At 66.4% G+C, this 18,906-nt stretch carries 17 protein-coding genes; 14 read left to right on the top strand and 3 right to left on the bottom strand.

Annotated features, from left to right (window positions below; genetic code table 11):
- Positions 1–34: 34 nt before the first annotated feature.
- The 5 genes from mltB (at position 35) to lipB (ending at position 4,373) form a co-directional block, all read left to right on the top strand.
- Complete coding sequence (mltB, locus tag HNO51_RS12875; protein ID WP_197447737.1) at positions 35–1,099, top strand: lytic murein transglycosylase B; 1,065 nt, start codon at positions 35–37, stop codon at positions 1,097–1,099.
- Positions 1,096–2,049, top strand: a complete 954-nt coding sequence (locus HNO51_RS12870; RefSeq protein WP_242597117.1) for a septal ring lytic transglycosylase RlpA family protein — start codon at positions 1,096–1,098, stop codon at positions 2,047–2,049. The genes mltB and HNO51_RS12870 overlap by 4 nt, the downstream gene beginning before the upstream one ends.
- Positions 2,050–2,101: 52 nt before the next feature.
- Positions 2,102–3,301 carry a D-alanyl-D-alanine carboxypeptidase family protein gene (locus HNO51_RS12865; protein WP_209537612.1) on the top strand — a complete coding sequence of 400 codons (1,200 nt, stop codon included), beginning with the start codon at positions 2,102–2,104 and terminating at the stop codon, positions 3,299–3,301.
- A gap of 67 nt (positions 3,302–3,368) precedes the next feature.
- Positions 3,369–3,677: an HP0495 family protein gene (locus HNO51_RS12860; protein ID WP_209537611.1), complete on the top strand. Its 309-nt coding sequence runs from the start codon at positions 3,369–3,371 to the stop codon at positions 3,675–3,677.
- The gene (gene lipB / locus HNO51_RS12855; protein ID WP_197447734.1) at positions 3,678–4,373 is read left to right on the top strand and encodes a lipoyl(octanoyl) transferase LipB; all 696 of its coding nucleotides are present in this window, start codon (positions 3,678–3,680) and stop codon (positions 4,371–4,373) included.
- A 100-nt stretch (positions 4,374–4,473) separates the two neighbouring features.
- Here the strand turns inward: lipB and lipA are convergent, their stop codons facing one another.
- A complete protein-coding gene (lipA, locus tag HNO51_RS12850; RefSeq protein ID WP_209537610.1) occupies positions 4,474–5,526 on the bottom strand; it encodes a lipoyl synthase in 1,053 nt (350 codons plus the stop codon).
- Positions 5,527–5,705: 179 nt separating this feature from the next.
- On the bottom strand, positions 5,706–6,695 hold the full coding sequence (locus tag HNO51_RS12845) for a LysR family transcriptional regulator (protein WP_197447732.1): 990 nt from the start codon (positions 6,693–6,695) through the stop codon (positions 5,706–5,708).
- Between the two features lie 33 nt (positions 6,696–6,728).
- Between HNO51_RS12845 and HNO51_RS12840 the strand changes: the two genes are divergently transcribed.
- The 9 genes from HNO51_RS12840 to HNO51_RS12800 all read left to right on the top strand — a co-directional run bounded on the left by HNO51_RS12840 (position 6,729) and on the right by HNO51_RS12800 (position 17,524).
- Positions 6,729–7,760, top strand: a complete 1,032-nt coding sequence (locus HNO51_RS12840) for an ATP-binding protein (protein WP_209537609.1) — start codon at positions 6,729–6,731, stop codon at positions 7,758–7,760.
- A 127-nt stretch (positions 7,761–7,887) separates the two neighbouring features.
- Entirely contained in the window at positions 7,888–10,359 is a 2,472-nt protein-coding gene (locus tag HNO51_RS12835; RefSeq protein WP_209537608.1) for a DUF3141 domain-containing protein, read from the top strand.
- Positions 10,360–10,625: 266 nt separating this feature from the next.
- Complete coding sequence (topA, locus tag HNO51_RS12830) at positions 10,626–13,253, top strand: type I DNA topoisomerase (protein ID WP_197447729.1); 2,628 nt, start codon at positions 10,626–10,628, stop codon at positions 13,251–13,253.
- Entirely contained in the window at positions 13,250–13,714 is a 465-nt protein-coding gene (locus HNO51_RS12825; protein ID WP_197447728.1) for a DUF6586 family protein, read from the top strand. The genes topA and HNO51_RS12825 overlap by 4 nt, the downstream gene beginning before the upstream one ends.
- A gap of 154 nt (positions 13,715–13,868) precedes the next feature.
- Entirely contained in the window at positions 13,869–14,333 is a 465-nt protein-coding gene (locus HNO51_RS12820; RefSeq protein ID WP_197447727.1) for a ferritin family protein, read from the top strand.
- 47 nt (positions 14,334–14,380) lie between these two features.
- Complete coding sequence (locus HNO51_RS12815; protein ID WP_209537607.1) at positions 14,381–14,839, top strand: hypothetical protein; 459 nt, start codon at positions 14,381–14,383, stop codon at positions 14,837–14,839.
- A 179-nt stretch (positions 14,840–15,018) separates the two neighbouring features.
- Positions 15,019–16,263: a GspE/PulE family protein gene (locus tag HNO51_RS12810; protein ID WP_209537606.1), complete on the top strand. Its 1,245-nt coding sequence runs from the start codon at positions 15,019–15,021 to the stop codon at positions 16,261–16,263.
- A gap of 190 nt (positions 16,264–16,453) precedes the next feature.
- Entirely contained in the window at positions 16,454–17,068 is a 615-nt protein-coding gene (locus HNO51_RS12805; protein WP_197447724.1) for a L,D-transpeptidase family protein, read from the top strand.
- Positions 17,069–17,260: 192 nt separating this feature from the next.
- Positions 17,261–17,524 (top strand): Lpp/OprI family alanine-zipper lipoprotein, encoded by a 264-nt coding sequence (locus HNO51_RS12800; protein WP_149326529.1) that lies wholly within the window; start codon positions 17,261–17,263, stop codon positions 17,522–17,524.
- Between the two features lie 146 nt (positions 17,525–17,670).
- On the opposite strand, the gene HNO51_RS12795 is transcribed toward HNO51_RS12800, so the two are convergent.
- Positions 17,671–18,750: a L,D-transpeptidase family protein gene (locus HNO51_RS12795; RefSeq protein WP_209537605.1), complete on the bottom strand. Its 1,080-nt coding sequence runs from the start codon at positions 18,748–18,750 to the stop codon at positions 17,671–17,673.
- Positions 18,751–18,906: the final 156 nt, after the last annotated feature.

Here is an 18,906-nt window from a genome sequence, read left to right as displayed (position 1 = left end):
GACGATGTGGCCCCAGTCAGGGAGTGGCGCAAGCATGAAGCCATCGAGAAAGTGCAAAGGGGCTGGCGCCGCGGTGGTGACCATGGCGCTCTGGTGGGCGGCGCCTGCCGTGCACGCCGCAGACTTTTCCCCTGCCGAGCATGAAGGGGCCAGGCAACTGCTCGAGGAGCTCGCCGGGCGCGGCATCGAGCGTGGCTGGTTGGAGGCGGCGCTGGATGACGCTGCCTTCCAGCAGGGCGTGCTCGACGCCATGGCGGGGGCGGCGGAGCGCCGGCTGCGTTGGGATGAGTATCGCGCGATCTTCCTGCAGCCGGAACGGATCAGTCGCGGGGTCGCCTTCATCGAGGCCCATGAGGAGGCCTTTTCCCGCGCCCAGGCCGAATACGGCGTGCCGCCAGAGATCATTGCCGCCATCATCGGCGTCGAGACCAGCTACGGCCGCTTCACGGGACGCCACCGGGTCATCGACTCGCTGGCGACGCTGGCCTTCCACCATCCGGTTCGCGGAAGTTTCTTTCGTGGCGAACTGGCCGCCTTTCTCGAGATCAGCCACGAGCAGGAGGTCGAGCCCGGCAGCCTCACGGGTTCCTATGCCGGTGCCATGGGCTATCCGCAGTTCATACCCAGCAGCTACCGTGCCTATGCGGTGGATTTCGACGGCGACGGCCAGCGCGACCTGTGGACCAACCCGGTCGATGCCATCGGCAGCGTGGCCAATTATTTCGCCGAGCATGGCTGGCGTCCGGGCGAGCCCATCTATACCGAGGCCGAAGGGCCTGCCACGCCGCCCGGGGCGATCGAGTTCAACCAGACCCGGCGGCCCTATCAGGCATTGAGCGAGCTGGAGCGCTCCGGCGTCGATTCCGTCGCTGAACTCGACGAATCGACCCGGGTCATTCCGCTGGCGCTGGAGGTCGACGATACGCAGTGGCGCTACCGACTGGGTTACGAGAACTTCTATGTCATCACCCGTTACAACCACAGCCATCTCTACGCCATGGCCGTGACCGAGCTGGCCGAGGCGATAGCGGAGCTGCGCGAGCTGGAGCCTTTCCCGCTGTCCGCCTCCGTGTCCGACGAGCAGGAGGGGGCGCTGTGAAGACGCTGTGGTTGGGACTGGCCATGACGCTGCTGCTGGCAGGCTGTGCCGGCAGCGGTTCGAGTACCCCGGCGCAGCGAGACGGCGGCCCGGCAGCGGCGACGTCGACGGAGCGCTACGCCATGAGCGGTGATGCCTACCCCCAGGACCCGCCCGACGTGAGCCAGATCCCCGACGCCGTGCCGCGCGCCGAGGCACCCTCGCGGGGGGGCAACCGTCCGGTCTACGAGGTATGGGGCAAGACCTATCGCGTCCTGCCGGATGCCCGCGGCTACGCGCGGCAGGGCACCGCGTCCTGGTACGGCCAGAAGTTTCACGGCTACGCCACCTCGAACGGTGAGATCTATGACATGTACAAGATGAGCGCGGCGCATCGCTCGTTGCCGCTGCCGACCTATGCCCGCGTCACGAACCTGGACAACGGTCGCTCGGTGATCGTGCGGGTCAATGACCGCGGCCCGTTCCACAACGACCGCGAGATCGACCTCTCCTACGCCGCCGCGGCAAGACTCGACATCCTCGACCGCGGTACCGGTCGGGTGAAGGTCGAAGCAATCGACCCGGTGGCCTGGCAGGCCGAAAACGGCGGCAGTGGAGCGAACCGGCCTGCAGTCGCCGCTGTCCAACCCGCGGCCGATAGCGCGCCGCGGCGTGACGTGGCGGCACCGGCACGCAGCGGGGACGCCTCGGCGCCCAGCGCACCCAGCCAGGCGAGCAGCCAGACGCCGATCTACCTGCAGATCGCGGCGCTGGGCTCGGCCGACAACGCGCGAGCGCTCAAGGCGCGCCTGGAGGACGAGCTGTCGCATCCGGTTCGCGTGGCGGACGCCGCCGGCATGTACCGGGTTCAGGTCGGCCCCCTCGCCCATGCCGGGCAGGTCGAGCCCGCCCGCGATGAGCTGAGACGTGCCGGTTTCGATCAAGCCTTTATCGTCAATGGCGCCGACTGAACGGCGCACCTTACCCTTGACCTTTCTCGACGTAGCGATGAGATCCATGCCCATGCGAGTGCTGTTTTCCCGTTTCCGTTCGCGTCTTCTCCCATTGACGCTGCTCGGCCTGATGCTGGTCGTTTCCCAGGCCATGGCGCAAGCGGTGCCGCAGCCCCAGACGCTGATACCCGCTTCACCGCAGATCGCGGCGAAGTCGTGGATACTGATGGATGCCGACAGCGGCAGGGTGCTGGCCGAGCACAACGCCGACGAACGCCTGCCACCGGCGAGCCTGACCAAGTTGATGACGGCCTATCTGGTCGAGCGCGAGCTGAATCGCGGCAACGTCAGCCTGGACGATACCGTGCGCGTCAGCGAGAACGCCTGGCGAACGGGTGGCTCCAAGATGTTCATCGAGGTCAACACGGACGTCACGATTCGCGACCTGCTCTACGGGATCATCATCCAGTCCGGCAACGATGCCAGTGTCGCCGTGGCCGAGCATCTGGCCGGAGGCGAAGCGCCCTTCGCCGACATGATGAATCAGCATGCGTCCCGGCTGGGCCTTAACAACACCCAGTTCGTCAACGCCACGGGGCTTCCCCATCCCGAGCACTACTCCACGGCGCGCGATCTGGCGCGGCTTTCCCAGTACATCATCGACGACTATCCCGAGCACTACGCCATCTACGCCGAGAAGTACTTCACCTACAACGACATCCGCCAGCCCAACCGCAACCGCTTGCTGTGGCGCGACCCGACGGTGGATGGCCTGAAGACGGGGCATACCGACGAGGCGGGTTATTGCCTGGTGGCCTCGGCCGAGCGCGATGGCATGCGACTCATCTCGGTCGTCATGGGCACCAGCTCCGAAGAGGCGCGTGCCCAGGAGACCCAGAAGCTGCTCAGCTACGGGTTCCGCTACTATGAGACGCTCGAGCTCTACGAGCAGGGGGCGGTACTGAACTCGCCGCGCATCTGGGGGGGCGAGAAGGACGAACTGCGCGTCGGTGTCGACAGCGATGTCGCGATGACGCTGCCGCGCGCGCGCAACCAGGAACTCAGCGCGCGGCTCGACATTCGCCCCGACCTCACCGCGCCGATCAGCCTCGGTGACCGGGTGGGCACGCTGGAGGTGCGTCTCGGTGAGGAGGTCGTGGGTGAGCAGCCCCTGGTAGCCCTCGAGTCGATCGAGGAGGGCGGGCTGTTCAAGCGGATGTTCGACCAGGTGCGGCGATTCTTCAGCAACCTGCTCAGCGGGTGGTTCTAGTCGTGCCTTGGTCGGCGTCGGATAGTTGAGTAAAATAGTCGGAAATCCCCACGAGGCGCTCATGGCCATGTCGGACAACAAACTGCGCGACCTGCGTCAGCCGCCGGCTGCCGCGGTGTCGGCGCCAACGATCACCTTCCCTTGCGATTACCCGATCAAGGTGGTGGGTGACGCTGCCGAGGATTTCACCGCTACCGTCTGCCAGGTGGTGCAGCGTCATGACGAAAGCTTCGATGCGTCCAGCATCGAAGTGGTGGCGAGCCGCAATGCCCGCTTCCAGTCGGTGCGATTGACGATGCGCGCCACCGGCGAGGCCCAGCTCAAGGCGTTGTTCGCCGAGCTCAAGGCCACCGGGCGCGTGCACATGGTGGTGTAGTTGAGCGGCCAGGCGGGAGGGGCGCCGATTACCCTGCTGCGCCTGGGCCGGCGCCCCTACCAGCCGGTATGGCAGGCCATGCGCGAATTGACCGACGGCCGCTGCGAGGCGACGCCGGATCAGTTCTGGCTGGTGGAGCATGACCCGGTGTTCACCCAGGGGCAGGCAGGCAAGCCCGAGCATCTGCTGATGCCAGGCGATATCCCCGTGGTGCAGACCGACCGAGGCGGACAGGTGACCTATCACGGTCCCGGTCAGGTCGTGCTCTATCCCTTGCTCGACGTACGCCGGGCCCGGCTGGGCGTTCGCGATCTCGTCTCGGCGATCGAGAATGCCGTCATCGCCGTGCTGGCCGAGCGCGGCGTCGAGGCCCACGCCCGGCCGGATGCCCCCGGGGTCTATGTCGGTGAGGCCAAGATCGCCTCGCTGGGCCTGCGCATACGGCGCGGTGCGAGCTATCACGGCGTGGCGCTCAACGTCGATGCCGACCTGGCTCCCTTCCAGCGCATCAATCCTTGTGGCTATGCCGGCATGGCCATGACACGCCTGGCCGACCTGGTCGCCGAGCCGCTCTCCCTCGATCAGGTCGGCACCCGCCTTGCCGAGTGCCTGGCGCTGCAGCTGGGACGCGAGCTCGTCCCGGATGAGGCGGCCTTGCCCGCCCGGCTGACGGCGAAGGCTGCGCAAGTCGATTGAGTGCGGCGCCGTCAGTCGACGGGGGCAGGGAAGACAAAAAGGCGACCGCGAGGTCGCCTTTTTTGCGCTTGGGCCGTGGCTCCGCCGGTGGGGCGGGTTGTCAGCCGACGTTGACCGCCTGGATGCGATTGGGGTCGGTTGCCTGGCCCGGCACCTCGGCCGGCGCGGCCAGGCCCAGGTTGTTCTTCTCGAACACCCGGTCGGCACGATAGCTGGAACGTACCAGAGGTCCGGAAGCCACCTCCATGAAGCCCTTTTCCAGACCCAACTGACGATAACGCTCGAATTCGTCCGGCGTCACCCAGCGCTCCACCGGCAGGTGGTTGCGGGTGGGGCGCAGGTACTGGCCGAGGGTGACGATGTCGACATCGATGGCACGCAGGTCGTCGAAAGTGGCGAGGATCTCCTCGTCGGTCTCGCCGAGGCCGAGCATCAGGCTGGTCTTGGTCAGCACGCCGGGGCGGTGACGCTTGGCGTGGGCCAGCACGTCGAGGGTCTTGCGGTAACCGGCGCGGGGGTCGCGCACGTAGTGGGTGAGTCGTTCCACCGTTTCGACGTTCTGGGCGAACACCTCGAGGCCGGAGTCGACCACCCGCTCGATGGCGGACGGGTCGCCGTCGAAGTCGGGCGTCAGCGCCTCGACCACCACTTCAGGGGTATTCGCCTTGATCGCGCGGATACACGCGGCATAGTGGGCGGCGCCGCCGTCGTCCAGGTCGTCGCGGTCGACCGAGGTCAGTACCACGTAGCGCAGCCCCATCAACTCCACCGACTTGGCGGTGTTGGCCGGCTCCTCGGCGTCCAGCCAGCCGCGCGGATTGCCGGTGTCGACGGCGCAGAAGCGGCAGGCGCGGGTACACACCGAGCCCATCAGCATGATGGTGGCCGTACCGTTGCTCCAGCACTCGCCCATGTTGGGGCAGTGCGATTCGGCGCATACCGTGCTCAGGCGATGCTCGTTGACGTTGCGTTTCACCGCCTCGAAGCGGCCGCCGCCGGGGATCTGGGCGCGCAGCCACTGCGGCTTGCGACCCGGTTCGGGACGCCCCTCGGCTTGGCTGCGTTGCTTGATGCCATCCTTGATGGCGGCGAAACCATGCTCGGTACGGAACTTCGCGCCGCTCGGCACGCGTTTCGAGGTGCTGTCGCTCATAGGGTGTGAGCCCCTCCACTCGGCGGCTGCCACAACCATGCCGCGGTGCGGCGGGACGTCGGGTCCGGGCGGCACCAGCCCGCATGGCAGCAATTGATACGATGGTCGCAGGCCCGTAATCTACCATATCCCCGCCTGCCTGGCACAGCGCTCCGCGCCGGTACCAGGGGCCGAAGCCTTCAGCCGGGCGGGATCGGCAGGCAGACCACGCCGTGATCGGGCATCGGCTGCGGTGGGGCCTTGAAGTGTGCTTCGATCTCGCCGAGCCGCTCGCGCACGAAACGCAGGAACAGTTCGGTGACGGGGGTGGGGAAGCGATCCCGGGGATAGACCGTGCACCAGGAGCGACGCAGGGGAAACCCGGGCAGGGGCAGCTCGGCCAGCAGCCCCGCGCCCAGCTCCAGGCGAACGGCCAGGCGCGGCAGCACCGTGACGCCCAGGTGCGCCATCACGCCCTGCTTGATCGCCTCGTTGGTACCCAGCTCCATGGTATGCTGGAGCGCGACGTCCTGTTCGGCCGCGAGCTGCTCGAAGGCGGTGCGTACGCCCGACCCCGACTCGCGCATCAGCAGGTAGTGGCGGGCTAGGTCCTCCAGCGTGGGAGAGGGGGCCTCGAGCAGCGGATGACCGGGCCAGACGATGGGAATCAGTTCGTTCTCGAGAAACGGCATGAAGACCAGGTTGTCGTCGTCCTCGGGCACCATGGCCATGATCACCAGGTCGTCGCGGCGTGCCGCCAGTCTTTCCAGCGCCTGGCTGCGGTTGCATACCTGCAGCCGCACCTGGACGTTGGGATAGTGGGCACGAAAGCGGGCGATCAGATGGGGCACCACGTACTGCGCCGTCGATACGGCGGCCAGGTTCAGTTCGCCGGAGATCGTGCCGTCCATGTCCGATAGCGTCATCTGCAGGCGCGAGACCTGGCCGAAGATGGCCTGGGTCGAGGCCGCCAGCGCATCGGCCGCCGGTAGCACGTGCAGGGTCTTGCCGGCGTACTTGAACAGCGGCTGACCCAGGGCCTGTTCGAGCTGGCGGATCTGCGCGCTGACCGCCGGCTGGGTCAGGCCCAGCTGTTCGGCGGCGCGGGAATAGGACTGCTGGCGATGCACGGCCTGGAACACCTGGAGCTGGCGAAAGGTCAGGCGGTTCAGCAGGCTAGGCGTTGTCATCTATCAATCCGCTAGAGGGGTCGGGGAGGCCCGTTGAAGAAGCCCTTTCATGCTATCACCGCCGACGGTCGGGGTCATGCCGCCGGCCTCGCCGGACACCGGCAAGCGTCGTCCAGCCCCGCTCCCGGCGTGCTGCGCCAGGGCGGCTGGCATGGCGTCATGCTGGCGGGCAGCGGCCTGGGCGCGCTGCGGGCCGGCCAGGCCTGCACGGAACTCGAGTTGGTCTGGCATGGCAGCGGTGGCAGGACCGGCGATGCCCTGGTGGAGCACGCCCAGCGGCTGGGCTGCGACGCCGTGCATCCCGGGGAGGCGCTAGCCGAGGAGCAGTGGCGCCTCGCCCGGGCCTGTTCGCGTGCGGGTCTGGTCTTCATCGGCCCGCAGGAGGCCCACATCGCCGCCATGTGCGATGACGAGGCCGCGCGGCAGTTGATGCGTGAGGCGGGGTTGCCCTTGGGCGAACCGCAGGCGCCACGGGTACACCTGCCGGTGCTGGCCGATTGCCGCGGCCAGGCACTGGCCCTGGTCGAGCACGAGCTGCTCGGCGCGGGGTTCGCCATGGCCCCCAGCGAGCGGCTGACGCCCGAGCAACGCGCCTATCTGGGGCAGCTTGCCGTGCACGGCGCCCGCTCGTTCGGCCTGGTCGGCCTGGCGACGCTGAGTTTTTCGCTGGCCGACAACCGGCTGGGGTTCGTTGGCATGCGCCCCGCTCTGACGGGCTACGAGGGGCTGGCCGAAGTGCTGACCGGGCTCGACCTGGCGGTGGAACAGATCCGCCTGGTGGCGGGAGAACGGTTGCGGCGTCCCCGGGTCGGCCACATGGGGCATGGCCCGGGCCGGCCTGGGCAGGCGCGCTGGCGCCTGCTCCTGCCAGGAGGCGGGCAATTGGGAGGTGGGCCCGGCGTCAGGCTTGACCGCCCCACCCCGGAAGCGGGCGAGACCGGGATGCGCCTGCTGGTGTGGGGGCGAGACGGCGCGGAGGCCCGCCGCCGCGAGCATCGAGCCTTGACGGAGTGGTATGGGCGCCCGGCTGGCGTCGGCGAAGACAGCGACGGAACGGGCGGGTAAGCGCTTCACAAAAAATCGACAAAACGGCTGCATTGCAATGACGCAGGGCGTACTATGCTTGCTGCATCGCAGCATTTTTTCTCCTTCCGCTGTCGAAACCCAATAGCGGAGACAACAGGAGCCGAGCATGAACGCACCCTTGCCGATACCCCCGACAGAAGTATTCAGCTTCCTGGATCCATTCGGTTTCGGTCGTGCCGCCTTCGATTACTGGCGGGACGCCGTCGAGCGCAGCGTGCTGTACATGGATGTGATGCGCGAGCGCGGCAACCAGTATCTCGAGCACATCGAGAAGACCAAGCCCAATGTGTTGGGCTTCAACGCCGAGGTGGTAATGGACGGTCGCGAACTGCCGCGGCCGGTCAACTACGAACTGATGCAGATTTTGCCTCCGGCCGGTGTCGAGGTCGATCTCCAGGCGCGCCCCTTCGTGGTCGTCGACCCGCGGGCCGGGCATGGCCCCGGCATCGGTGGATTCAAGCCCGACAGTGAAATCGGCGTTGCCCTGCGGGCGGGCCATCCCTGCTATTTCATCGGTTTTCTGCCTTATCCCGAACCCGGTCAGACGGTGGAGGACGTGGTGGAGGCGGAGATTGCCTTCCTGCGTCGTGTGGTCGAACTCCATCCTGAATCGTGCGAGAAACCGATGGTCGTCGGCAACTGCCAGGCGGGCTGGCAGATCATGATGGCGGCCTCGCTCGAGCCCGAAGTCTTCGGACCGATCCTGATCGCCGGGGCGCCGCTCTCCTATTGGTCCGGCGAGCGGGGCAAGGCGCCCATGCGCTATACCGGCGGCATGACCGGCGGCAGCTGGATGACGACCCTGGCCAGCGACTTGGGCGATGGACTGTTCGATGGTGCCCTGCTGGTACAGAACTTCGAGCGGCTCAATCCGGCCAATACCTGGTGGGACAAGCAGTATCGGCTGTATGCCAACGTCGACACCGAGGCCGAGCGCTATCTCAATTTCGAGCGCTGGTGGGGTGGTCACGTGGTGCTGGGCGGCGAGGAGATCCAGTACATCGTCGACAACCTGTTCGTCGGCAACCGGCTCTCCACCGCACAACTGGTTACGTCGGACGGGCGTCGCATCGACCTGCGCAACGTGCGCTCGCCGGTGGTAGTGTTCTGCTCACAGGGCGACGACATCACGCCGCCGCCCCAGGCACTGGGCTGGGTGCGCGATCTCTACGGCGACACCGACGACATCGTCGCCAGCGAACAGACCATCGTCTATTGCGTGCACGACAGCACCGGTCATCTGGGGATCTTCGTGTCGGGCAGCGTGTCGCGCAAGGAGCATGCCGAGTTCACCGCCAACATCGACTACATCGACGTGCTGCCGCCGGGGTTGTACGAGACCACGGTGACCAGTGCCGATGAGCGCGACGATGCCGAGCTGCTCGAGCGCGACTACCTGCTCGAGTTCAAGGCGCGCTCCATCGAGGGGCTCAACCGCGACGTGCTGCATCACCGCGAGGACGACGACCGGCGCTTCGCCACCGTGGCGCGCCTCTCGGAGACCAACCTCGGGCTCTACCGGCTGTTCGTGCAGCCCTGGATCCGGGCCGTGATTACCCCGGAGGCGGCTCGCCTGATGCGCCGCCTGCATCCGATCCGGCTGGGCTACAAGCTACTATCCGATCGCAACCCCCTGTCGGTGCCGCTGCCGGTGCTGGCCGAGTGGGTGCGTGAGGACCGCCATCCCGTCGCCGAGGACAATCTCCTGCGAACCATGGAGCGGGCCGTGTCGGAGCAGATCTCCCGTAGCCTGGACACCTGGCGCGAGATACGCGACCAGAGCATCGAGCACACCTTCCTGACGGTGTATGGCCAACCGCTGCTACAGGCCATGGTCGGCCTGGGCGGCGACGCCCATATCCATCGCCGCCAGCCCGGCAGCGAGCCGGAACATCGTCGCTTTCTGGAGCGGCGCCAGGACGAACTGCGCCAGCGCGTGGCCGAAGGCGGCATCCACGAGGCGGTGATGCGCTCGGTGATCCATGTGCTGGGTGGGGCACCCACGACCGATGAGCGTAACTTCAAGCGCCTGCGGGCCTCGCGCGCCGAGCTGGAGCCGGGCGCCAGTCTGTCGGACTTCAAGCATCTGGTGCGTGAGCAGTTCTTCATCCTCAAGCTGGATCGTGAGGCGGCGCTGGCGGCGATTCCTCAGCTGTTGGCGGGGGAGTCGGGCGAGTCGATACGCGCGTCGCTGGAGCATATCGACCACGTGCTGGCGGCAAGCGGCGAGCTCTCCGAGCACGCCCGCAAGCGCTACGAGCACATCCAGGCGCTGTTTGGCGAGGCGCTGGAGCGGGTCGACCCGGCGGAGCGTCGCCAGGCGCTGGCCGAGCTTCACGACCAGGTGGCGACGGGGGCCAGGGCCGAGGCCACGGCGCGCAGCGAGATGGCGAGCCTGCTCAGGGCCGAGCCCGAGGCAGCCAAGCCCGATCAGGCGAGGCGCTCCACCGGTTCGAAGGCGCGAACCGGAAAGGTGAGGAAGGCGGCTTCCCGGCCGCAGGCCGACAGCCCTTCCGACGCTACCCGGAGCGAGGCGAACAGCAGGCCGGACGCTTCGCGCAAGCCTCGCAAGCGCTGAGCAAGAGGTTTCGCGAGGACGCCCCGGCGCCCCTGTCAATCGTGGCAGGGGCGCTGGTCGTTTGGCGGCGCGAAGTCGCGACGGGGCATGACCGACTTGATGCCTCTTTCCCATTGCTGCTTTACTGCCGCCATGTGAAGCGACTGGCGTGAAACGGGTGGCTGGGGTAGGGTAAGCGGATTTTTCACCGTCTCCGCCGAGGAACCGGTGGACCGGAACCGTTCAGGTGGGGCTCGAGAACCCTGCCGTGCAGAATGTGGAGCGCTATGGGCAAGTCATTGGTCATCGTCGAGTCGCCGGCCAAGGCCAAGACGATCAACAAGTATCTCGGCAGCGAGTTCGTCGTGAAGTCGAGCGTGGGACACATCCGTGACCTGCCGACCAGCGGCTCGGGCAAGGCGGCCTCCGATCCCAAGGAGCGCGCCCGGCAGGCGGCGGCAACGCGCAAGATGTCGCCCGAGGAGAAGGCCGAGTACAAGAAACACAAGGCCAGGGATCAGCTCATCCGGCGCATGGGCATCGATCCCGAACAGGGCTGGAAGGCCCACTACGAGATCCTGCCCGGCAAGGAGAAGGTGGTGGCCGAGCTGCAGAAGCTCGCCGAGAAGGCCGACACCGTCTATCTCGCCACCGATCTCGACCGGGAGGGGGAGGCCATCGCCTGGCACCTCAAGGAGACCATCGGCGGCGACGACGCGCGCTATCGCCGCGTGGTGTTCAACGAGATCACCAAGAACGCCATCAAGGAGGCGTTCCAGGAGCCCGGCACGCTCAACATTCCCCGTGTCGAGGCGCAGCAGGCACGGCGCTTCCTCGACCGCGTGGTGGGCTTCATGCTCTCGCCGCTTCTGTGGGCCAAGATCGCCCGCGGCCTCTCGGCCGGCCGAGTGCAGTCCGTAGCGGTGCGCCTCATCGTCGAGCGCGAGCGCGAGATTCGCGCCTTCGTGCCCGAGGAGTTCTGGGACGTGCATGCCGATCTCGTCTCCGACCAGGGCGAGCCGGTGCGATTCGAACTGGTGCGCCAGGACGGCAAGACCTTCCGGCCCACCTCGGAGGCCGAGACGCTCGAGCGTATCGAGCGTCTGCGCAAGGCAAGCCTTGCCATCACGGCGCGGGAGGACAAGCCCACCCGGTCGAAGCCGAATGCCCCCTTCATTACGTCGACCCTGCAGCAGGCCGCCAGCGGGCGCCTCGGCTTCTCGGTGAAGAAGACCATGACCCTGGCCCAGCGCCTCTACGAGGCGGGCTACATCACCTACATGCGTACCGATTCCACCAACCTGTCCCAGGATGCGGTGGCCATGGCGCGCGAGCATATCGAGCAGGCCTACGGCAAGCGCTACCTGCCCGAGTCGCCCAATCGCTACTCGAGCAAGGAGGGCGCGCAGGAGGCCCACGAGGCGATCCGCCCCTCCGACGTCAATCGTCAGGCCGGCGACCTGGCCGGCATGGAGCGCGACGCCGAGCGACTCTACGATCTGATCTGGCGGCAGTTCGTGGCGTGCCAGATGACGCCGGCCGAATACCTCTCCAGCACCCTCTCCGTGGAAGCCGACGGCTACGAGCTCAAGGCCAAGGGGCGGGTGCTCAAGTTCGACGGCTATACCCGGGTGCTCAAGCCCGCGGGCAAGAACGAGGACCAGGCGCTGCCTGACCTCGCCGAGGGCACGCCGATGCGGCTCGAGGCGCTCGACCCCCAGCAGCACTTCACCAAGCCGCCGGCCCGCTATACCGAGGCGAGCCTGGTCAAGGAGCTGGAGAAGCGCGGCATCGGGCGTCCCTCGACCTATGCCTCGATCATCTCCACCATCCAGGATCGCGGCTACGTCAAGCTGGAGAGCCGGCGCTTCTATGCCGAAAAGCTCGGCGACATCGTCACCGAGCGGCTCAAGGAGTCGTTTCCCGACCTGATGGACTACTCCTTTACCGCGCGCATGGAGGACAGTCTCGACGAGGTCGCCGAGGGCGAGCGCAACTGGCGCGAGCTGCTCGACGCCTTCTATGCCGAGTTCCGCGAGGAACTGGAGGCCGCCGAGAGCGAGGAGGGCATGCGCCCCAACCAGCCGGTGCCCACCGATATCGACTGCCCCACCTGTGGCCGCAAGATGCAGATCCGCACGGCGTCAACCGGAGTGTTCCTGGGTTGCTCCGGCTACAACCTGCCGCCCAAGGAGCGCTGCAAGACCACCATCGACCTGCTGCCCGGCGACGAGGCGGTCCCCGCCGATGCTGGCGAAGAGGCCGAGACCCAGGCCCTGCGCGCCAAGCATCGCTGCCCCAAGTGCGGCACGGCGATGGACAGCTATCTGATCGACGAGAGCCGCAAGCTGCATATCTGCGGCAACAGCCCAGACTGCGAGGGCTACGAGATCGAGCACGGCAGGTTCCGCATCAAGGGCTACGAGGGGCCGACCATCGAGTGCGACAAGTGCGGCAGCGAGATGCAGCTCAAGTCGGGCCGGTTCGGCAAGTATTTCGGCTGCACCAACGAGGCATGCAAGAACACCCGCAAGCTGCTGCGCAACGGTGAGGTCGCCCCGCCGAAGATGGACCCCATCCCGATGCCCGAGCTGGCCTGTCAGAAGGTCGACGATCACTACGTGCTGCGCGACGGTGCCAGTGGCCTGTTCCTGGCGGCGAGCAAGTTTCCGCGCAATCGCGAGACGCGGCCGCCTCTGGTGCGGGAACTGAAGGCCCACGCCGGTGAGCTGCCGGAGAAGTATCGCTATCTGCTCGATGCCCCCAGCGAGGATCCCGATGGCCGCCCGGCCCAGATCCGCTACTCGCGCAAGAGCAAGGAGCAGTTCGTCATGACCGAGGAAGAGAGCAAGGCGACCGGCTGGCGGGCGATCTACGCTGACGGTAGATGGCAGGTGGAGGACAAGCGCAAGTGAGCCCGCGAGCCCGTACCAACCAGTTGCTCTACCAGGCCGAGCTGCTCCTGGCGGTCCCCCCGGGTGAGGACGAGCACGCCGAGGCGCGGCGCATGGCCACCGAGGAGGCCGCACTGGCGCTGACCGAACTGGCGCTCGAGTCGCTGCTGCGTGAGGTCACCGAGCATGCCCGGCTGGAGCGCCACGACTGGCGCGACCTGCTGGGTGCCGAGGGGGCCGGCATTGCCGAGCTGCATCGTCTGCGCGAGCTGGCGATGCGTCCCGAAAGTTGGCTTGGCTGGCTGTTGCAGCGCATCGAGGCGCTGCATGCGAGCGAGGGCGTGGCGCGTCGGCGCAACTCCTCGCAGCAGGGGCTGATAGCGGTGGGCAGCGGCGCTGCGCTGGGCGACGAGCTGCGCGCCTGCCTGCGTGAGGCCAAGAGCGAGATCGCCGCGCTGCGTGAGACCAGCGAGGAGTGGTAGGGCAGGCGCCTGTCACCCGTTTACTCCGTGCCATCCGGCATCGGTGCCAATCGCCTTCGATTGATACAAGTCAAGCGACGGCGGTGGGCTTTGGCTAGGATGAAAGCAAGCAGCTGGTCGTCGAGGCTGGCTGAGCGACATCGAGGGGGCTCGCATGCGCTTTCATCAAGTCAAGGAGCTGGTCGAGTGGGCGGCCGACTATCATGCTCGTATGGCCGATCACTATTCCCAGCTGGCCGCAACGGGTAACGACGAACGGGTGAGAATGGCGCTGGAATACCTGGCGCAGCGTGAGCGCAAGCTGCAAGCCGACCTGCTGGGCTATCTCGACGATGGCAGCGATCATGAGGGCGTGCTCAACACCTGGTTCGACGACCCCAACGACTTTCCCCACCCCCCGGTACTCGAACGCTTGCCGGAGGGCGTCGCGGGCGAGAGCGTACAGGGCGTGCTGGCAACGGCACTGACCGCACACCGGACCCTTCAGGACCTTTACGCCCATCGCGCCGATCTGGCTGGCGGCAGCCGTGAAAAGGAGTTCTTCGAGGCCCTGGCCAAGGGGCACGAGGGGGAAGTGCGCCGCCTGGTGCGTGACATGCAGCGGCTCGAAGACTATTGAGTTTATGTGCCAGACTGCAAATAGACCCTTCGATCAAGGAGATCGCCATGCCGGAACGTTTCATGTTGAGCTCCATCTCTAACGATCTTCTCTCTCCCGAGATGCTCGGGTACTGGAGCGATGAGTCGCTGCGTGAGGTGCCGGACGACTCCGGCATCTATTGCGTCTTTCGTGCCGCCGCGGACCCCGAGACCCATGAGATGGAGGTCCAGCAACTGCTCTATGTGGGTGAGCATCGCAACGTGCGTTACGGTTTGCAGCATCATCCCGACAGGGAGAAATGGCGTGCCTTCCTGCAGCCCGGCGAGGAGCTGTGGTACTCGATGGGCTTGAGCGGCCATGCCAACCGGGAGCGCCTGTCCGCCGCCATGATCCATGCGCACAAGCCCCGGTTCAACGGTGACAGTGAGTACCTGGACCGTTACCCGTTCCCCGAGACCACGGTGCACATCTACGGGAAGAAGCACAAGCTGCAGAGCATCTTCACCGTGGAGCCACGCCCCTAGCGTAACCGAACGGATCGATGCGTGCCGAGAGCGCCCCCGCAGGCAGGCCTGCCGGGGGCGCTGTGCTTGGCGTGCCGTGGCGGCATGCCGGACTGCGGCGCGGCGCGCTTGAGCTAGACTGCTGTCAGCGGCCGAGCGCCAGCGCCGCATGTCCAGGGTCAATCAGGGAGGAGCAGACCGTGTTGGAGCAGACCTATCAGCGCCACTTGCTGCCGGCATTGTCGGCGCAGTTGGAAGCGGAGCAGGCGTCGGGCGGTGGAACGCTGGAGGCTTACGCTCTGCTCGACGATGCCCTGCGCGCCAGGGCCACCGACGTGCACCTCGATCCCGAGCCGGAGGCCTATCGCATTCGTCTGCGCATCGATGGGCGTATCGTCGATGCACTGCGGGTCGATGCAGCGCAAGGCGCGCGCCTGGTGAACCAGTATAAGGTGCTGTCGAAGCTCAATCCGGTGCCTTCCCTGGTTACCGCGGAGGGCAGCTTCCGCTGGACACGGGAGGCGAGCGGCGAAGGGGAGCGCTACCTGCGCGTCACGGCGGTGCACTGCGTGACGGGGGAGAAGCTGGCGATTCGCTTCCTGGCGCCGCCGCGATCTTTCGACGACATCGAGGAGCTGGGAATCGGCGAGGAAGGGGCGTTGGGCATCAGGCGCTGGATGGACGCCACGGGCAGCATGTTGCTGGTCGCCGGTCCCACCGGTGCCGGCAAGACCACTACGCTCTACACCCTGCTGGGTCAGCTGCAGTTGACCGACAGTCACGTGGTCACCCTGGAGAATCCCGTCGAATATAGCGTTCCCGGCATCAACCAGATCCAGGTGGACCTCGACCATGGTCTGGATTTCGCCAGCGGCACCCGTTCGCTCCTGCGGCTGGATCCCGACTACGTGCTCATCGGGGAAATTCGTGACCGCGAGTCGGCCCTTGCCGCCTTGAGCGTGACCAGCAGCGGTCGTTCGCTGATGGGAACGCTGCACAGTCGCGACGCCGTGGGGGTGGTGACCTCGATGCGCCAGCTCGGCCTCAGCGACAGTGAGATCAGTGCCAACCTGGGGCTGGTCATCGCCCAGCGGCTGGTGCGCCGGCTGTGCCCGCATTGCCGTGAGCAGGCGGCACCCGACCACAGCGACCGCGAATGGCTGGAGGCGATCGGTCATGTGCCGCCGGCGCTGACCTGGGTTGCCAAGGGCTGTCCGCAGTGCGATGGACTCGGGTTTCGCGGCCGTATCGGCGTGTTCGAGATCTGGCAGCTGGCTCCCGAGGACCATGCCCGCATCCTGCGTCATGCCGACGAGTCAGAGCTGCGCCGCAGCCTGCTCGAGCGCGGTATCGAGCTGATGCTCGAGGATGGCCTGACCAAGGCCGAGGCGGGCATCACCAGCCTGCGGGAAGTGTTTCGCATGGGAGCCATACTGTCGGCTTGAGCCGTGGCAGCGCGGCGAGAGGTGTGGAGCTGGCAATATACTGGTGCACAAGAAGCTTGCTGGCCTGAGGATGGAGGGCAAGCATCAGCCCGGCGGGGCCCGGGTCCGGTTACGTTAAGTGAACTGACAGTCGACAAGCGATACGTTATAAAGCGCCTGTCGCCTACCATTCCGTCTGTGTGAGGAGCCGATGAGATCCGTTTCCCGCCGTCGCTTCGGCCAGCTCGCCCTATTGGCGCCTTTCACGCTCCTCCTGCCTCGTGAGGGTCGAGCCAACCTCATCGAAACCCTATTGGCGCGTGCTCACCTGCCTCGTCATGCCAATGAAGTGTGGGTTCTCGTCGACGACCGCGAGGCCGCGTTGAGCCTCTACCGTGGCGAGCGACTCCTCGAGCGCTTCGCGCCCATCTCGCTGGGGCGCTCCGGGGCCAGCATCATGCGAACCCAGGGGGACAACACAACCCCGAAGGGGGAATTTCGCGTCAACCGGTTCAACTGGGAGAGCGACTGGCACATTTTCATCGGGCTGGACTATCCCACGCCCTCCCATGCGCGCATGGCGTTGGAATCAGGGCTTTACACGGAGCAGGATTACGCAGATTATTTCGCCTACTACCGCCGCCACGGGTATCCGCCGCAGCGCACCGTACTGGGGGGCTTCATCGGGATCCATGGTGTCGGTAGGGGGGACCCGGAGATTCATGCCAGCTATCACTGGACTCAGGGATGTGTGGCGGTGACCGACGAACAGATCGAAAGGCTTTCCGAGCTAATCGACATTGGCACTCGCGTCGTCATCCGCTAGGCTCAAGATACGCAAGGGACGTTTCGAGCTATGGACAAGCGCCGTCTGGTATTATAAAACAGCGTTTGACTCCTGTGCTTGGCAGCAGTCGCTGCAAGAATCCTGCATTGAGCAGGGGAGCCTGGATCACAGGCAACATCAACGCCGCTGTACTAACGTGTGCAGTACCAAGGAAGACTCAAGGAGAACATCATGACTCTGAAGACCACCCTGAAGCTGACCGCCGCTGCTGCTTCTCTGGCCATCCTGGCCGGCTGTGCCAGCAACGCCGCTCTGGATGAAGTTCGCCAGACCGCTGAAGCCGCTCAGGCCGACGCTGCGGAAGCGCGCAGCATCGCCACTCAGGCTCAGAACACTGCCAACCAGGCGCAGCGTGACGCCCAGGCGGCTCTGCAGATGTCCGAGCAGAACCGCGAGGAAATGAACCGCATGTTCCAGCGCTCCATGCAGAAGTAATTCTGCCGGAGCGCCGCATCGCCTTCGGGCGATGGCGGTTCTGCAACGAGAAAACCCCGCCTCGGCGGGGTTTTCTCGTTCCGGATGGCTTGTCGATGCGGCAGGCCTCGGCGGTTGGGTCGAGCCAACGCCTGCCGCTTCCAGCGCTAGAGGTGGCTGACTTCGAGCTCCGAAAACAGCTCCGTCTGCTGGCTGACTTCCAGCTCGGAGAACAATCCCTCGTCGAGGGTCTCCTCCCGTTCCTCGGGAGCCGGCTCCTCCTCGGCGAGGCGCAGCAGCGACACCAGGCGACCGTCGGGCTGTTCCACGATCTGGCGCAGCTGGGCGTAATCGACCGGCGCGGGTTCTTCGCCGAAGGCGCCGGCCACGATCTCCATGGCGTTGAGGATCGGCTCGAAGGTGCCCTGGTTCTCCTCGAGCAGGGGAAAAGACTGCGCATAGAGCACGCCGTCGGCCGACCAGGCAACCTTGAACGGCTGGTCGATGATGTTGACCTGGGTGCCGCTGGGCACGCGCTCGTAGAGCGACTCGATGTCCTCGGGGAACATGCGGATACAGCCACGGCTGGCGCGCATGCCGACGCCATCGGGACGGTTGGTGCCATGGATCAGGTAGCTCGGCAGGCCGAGCAGGATGGCATGACGGCCCAGGGGATTGTCGGGACCCGGCGGCACCACGGCGGGGGCCGGCTCGCCGCGGGCAGCGGCTTCCTCGCGCATGGAGCGCGGTGGCGACCAGTGGGGGTCCTTCACCTTGACGGTGGTGCGGGTCACGCCTACCGGCGTGGCGAAGCCGTCGCGTCCGATACTGATGGGGTAGGTCTCGACGATGCCGGGGCGCGAATAGTAGTACAGGCGAAGCTCCGAGAGATTGACCACGATGCCTTCTCGCGGCGCGTCCGGGAGAATGAACTGGGCGGGGATCACCACCTCGGTACCGGGGCGGGGCGCCCAGATGCTGACGTCGGGGTTTGCCATGCGCATCCCCTCGTAGCCCACGTTGTGGCGGCGACCGATATCGAGCAGGGTCTCGCCTTCCTCGACGGTCACGGTATAGACCTCGCCGATCACGTTGCCTTCGTCGGGCAGGTGATAGTGGCCACGCGGCAGCTCCTGAGGGGGCACGGAGCCGTCCTCCTCGGCAAGGGTCGTGGTCGCCAGCAGGGCGGCGAGACCGAACAGGGCAGCGCCAAGACCGAGTCGCCTGGTCAATGTCGGGTTCTTCATCTACGTCGTGTTCTCGTCATAAGGTCGCTGGTCGGGGTTGCCCAAGGGAGGCGGTGCCCGCCGGGCGACGATCATACGCCTGCCGCTGGGGTGGCGTCGGGTTGGTGTCAAGGCTGCGATAAGACACATCGCATAGTATAGCGTTCCCGGTCCCGG

The sequence above is a fragment of the Billgrantia sulfidoxydans genome (genome assembly GCF_017868775.1).
Lineage (GTDB): Bacteria > Pseudomonadota > Gammaproteobacteria > Pseudomonadales > Halomonadaceae > Halomonas > Halomonas sulfidoxydans.
Note: the sequence above shows the minus strand (reverse complement) of the source record. Positions and strands in the feature narration are given on the sequence as shown.

Coding starts and splice junctions, on each gene's coding strand:
- mltB (WP_197447737.1), top strand. CDS start 35: ATGAAGCCATCGAGAAAGTGCAAAGGGGCTGGCGCCGCGGTGGTGACC.
- HNO51_RS12865 (WP_209537612.1), top strand. CDS start 2,102: ATGCGAGTGCTGTTTTCCCGTTTCCGTTCGCGTCTTCTCCCATTGACG.
- HNO51_RS12860 (WP_209537611.1), top strand. CDS start 3,369: ATGTCGGACAACAAACTGCGCGACCTGCGTCAGCCGCCGGCTGCCGCG.
- lipA (WP_209537610.1), bottom strand. CDS start 5,526: ATGAGCGACAGCACCTCGAAACGCGTGCCGAGCGGCGCGAAGTTCCGT.
- HNO51_RS12845 (WP_197447732.1), bottom strand. CDS start 6,695: ATGACAACGCCTAGCCTGCTGAACCGCCTGACCTTTCGCCAGCTCCAG.
- HNO51_RS12835 (WP_209537608.1), top strand. CDS start 7,888: ATGAACGCACCCTTGCCGATACCCCCGACAGAAGTATTCAGCTTCCTG.
- topA (WP_197447729.1), top strand. CDS start 10,626: ATGGGCAAGTCATTGGTCATCGTCGAGTCGCCGGCCAAGGCCAAGACG.
- HNO51_RS12820 (WP_197447727.1), top strand. CDS start 13,869: ATGCGCTTTCATCAAGTCAAGGAGCTGGTCGAGTGGGCGGCCGACTAT.
- HNO51_RS12815 (WP_209537607.1), top strand. CDS start 14,381: ATGCCGGAACGTTTCATGTTGAGCTCCATCTCTAACGATCTTCTCTCT.
- HNO51_RS12805 (WP_197447724.1), top strand. CDS start 16,454: ATGAGATCCGTTTCCCGCCGTCGCTTCGGCCAGCTCGCCCTATTGGCG.
- HNO51_RS12800 (WP_149326529.1), top strand. CDS start 17,261: ATGACTCTGAAGACCACCCTGAAGCTGACCGCCGCTGCTGCTTCTCTG.
- HNO51_RS12795 (WP_209537605.1), bottom strand. CDS start 18,750: ATGAAGAACCCGACATTGACCAGGCGACTCGGTCTTGGCGCTGCCCTG.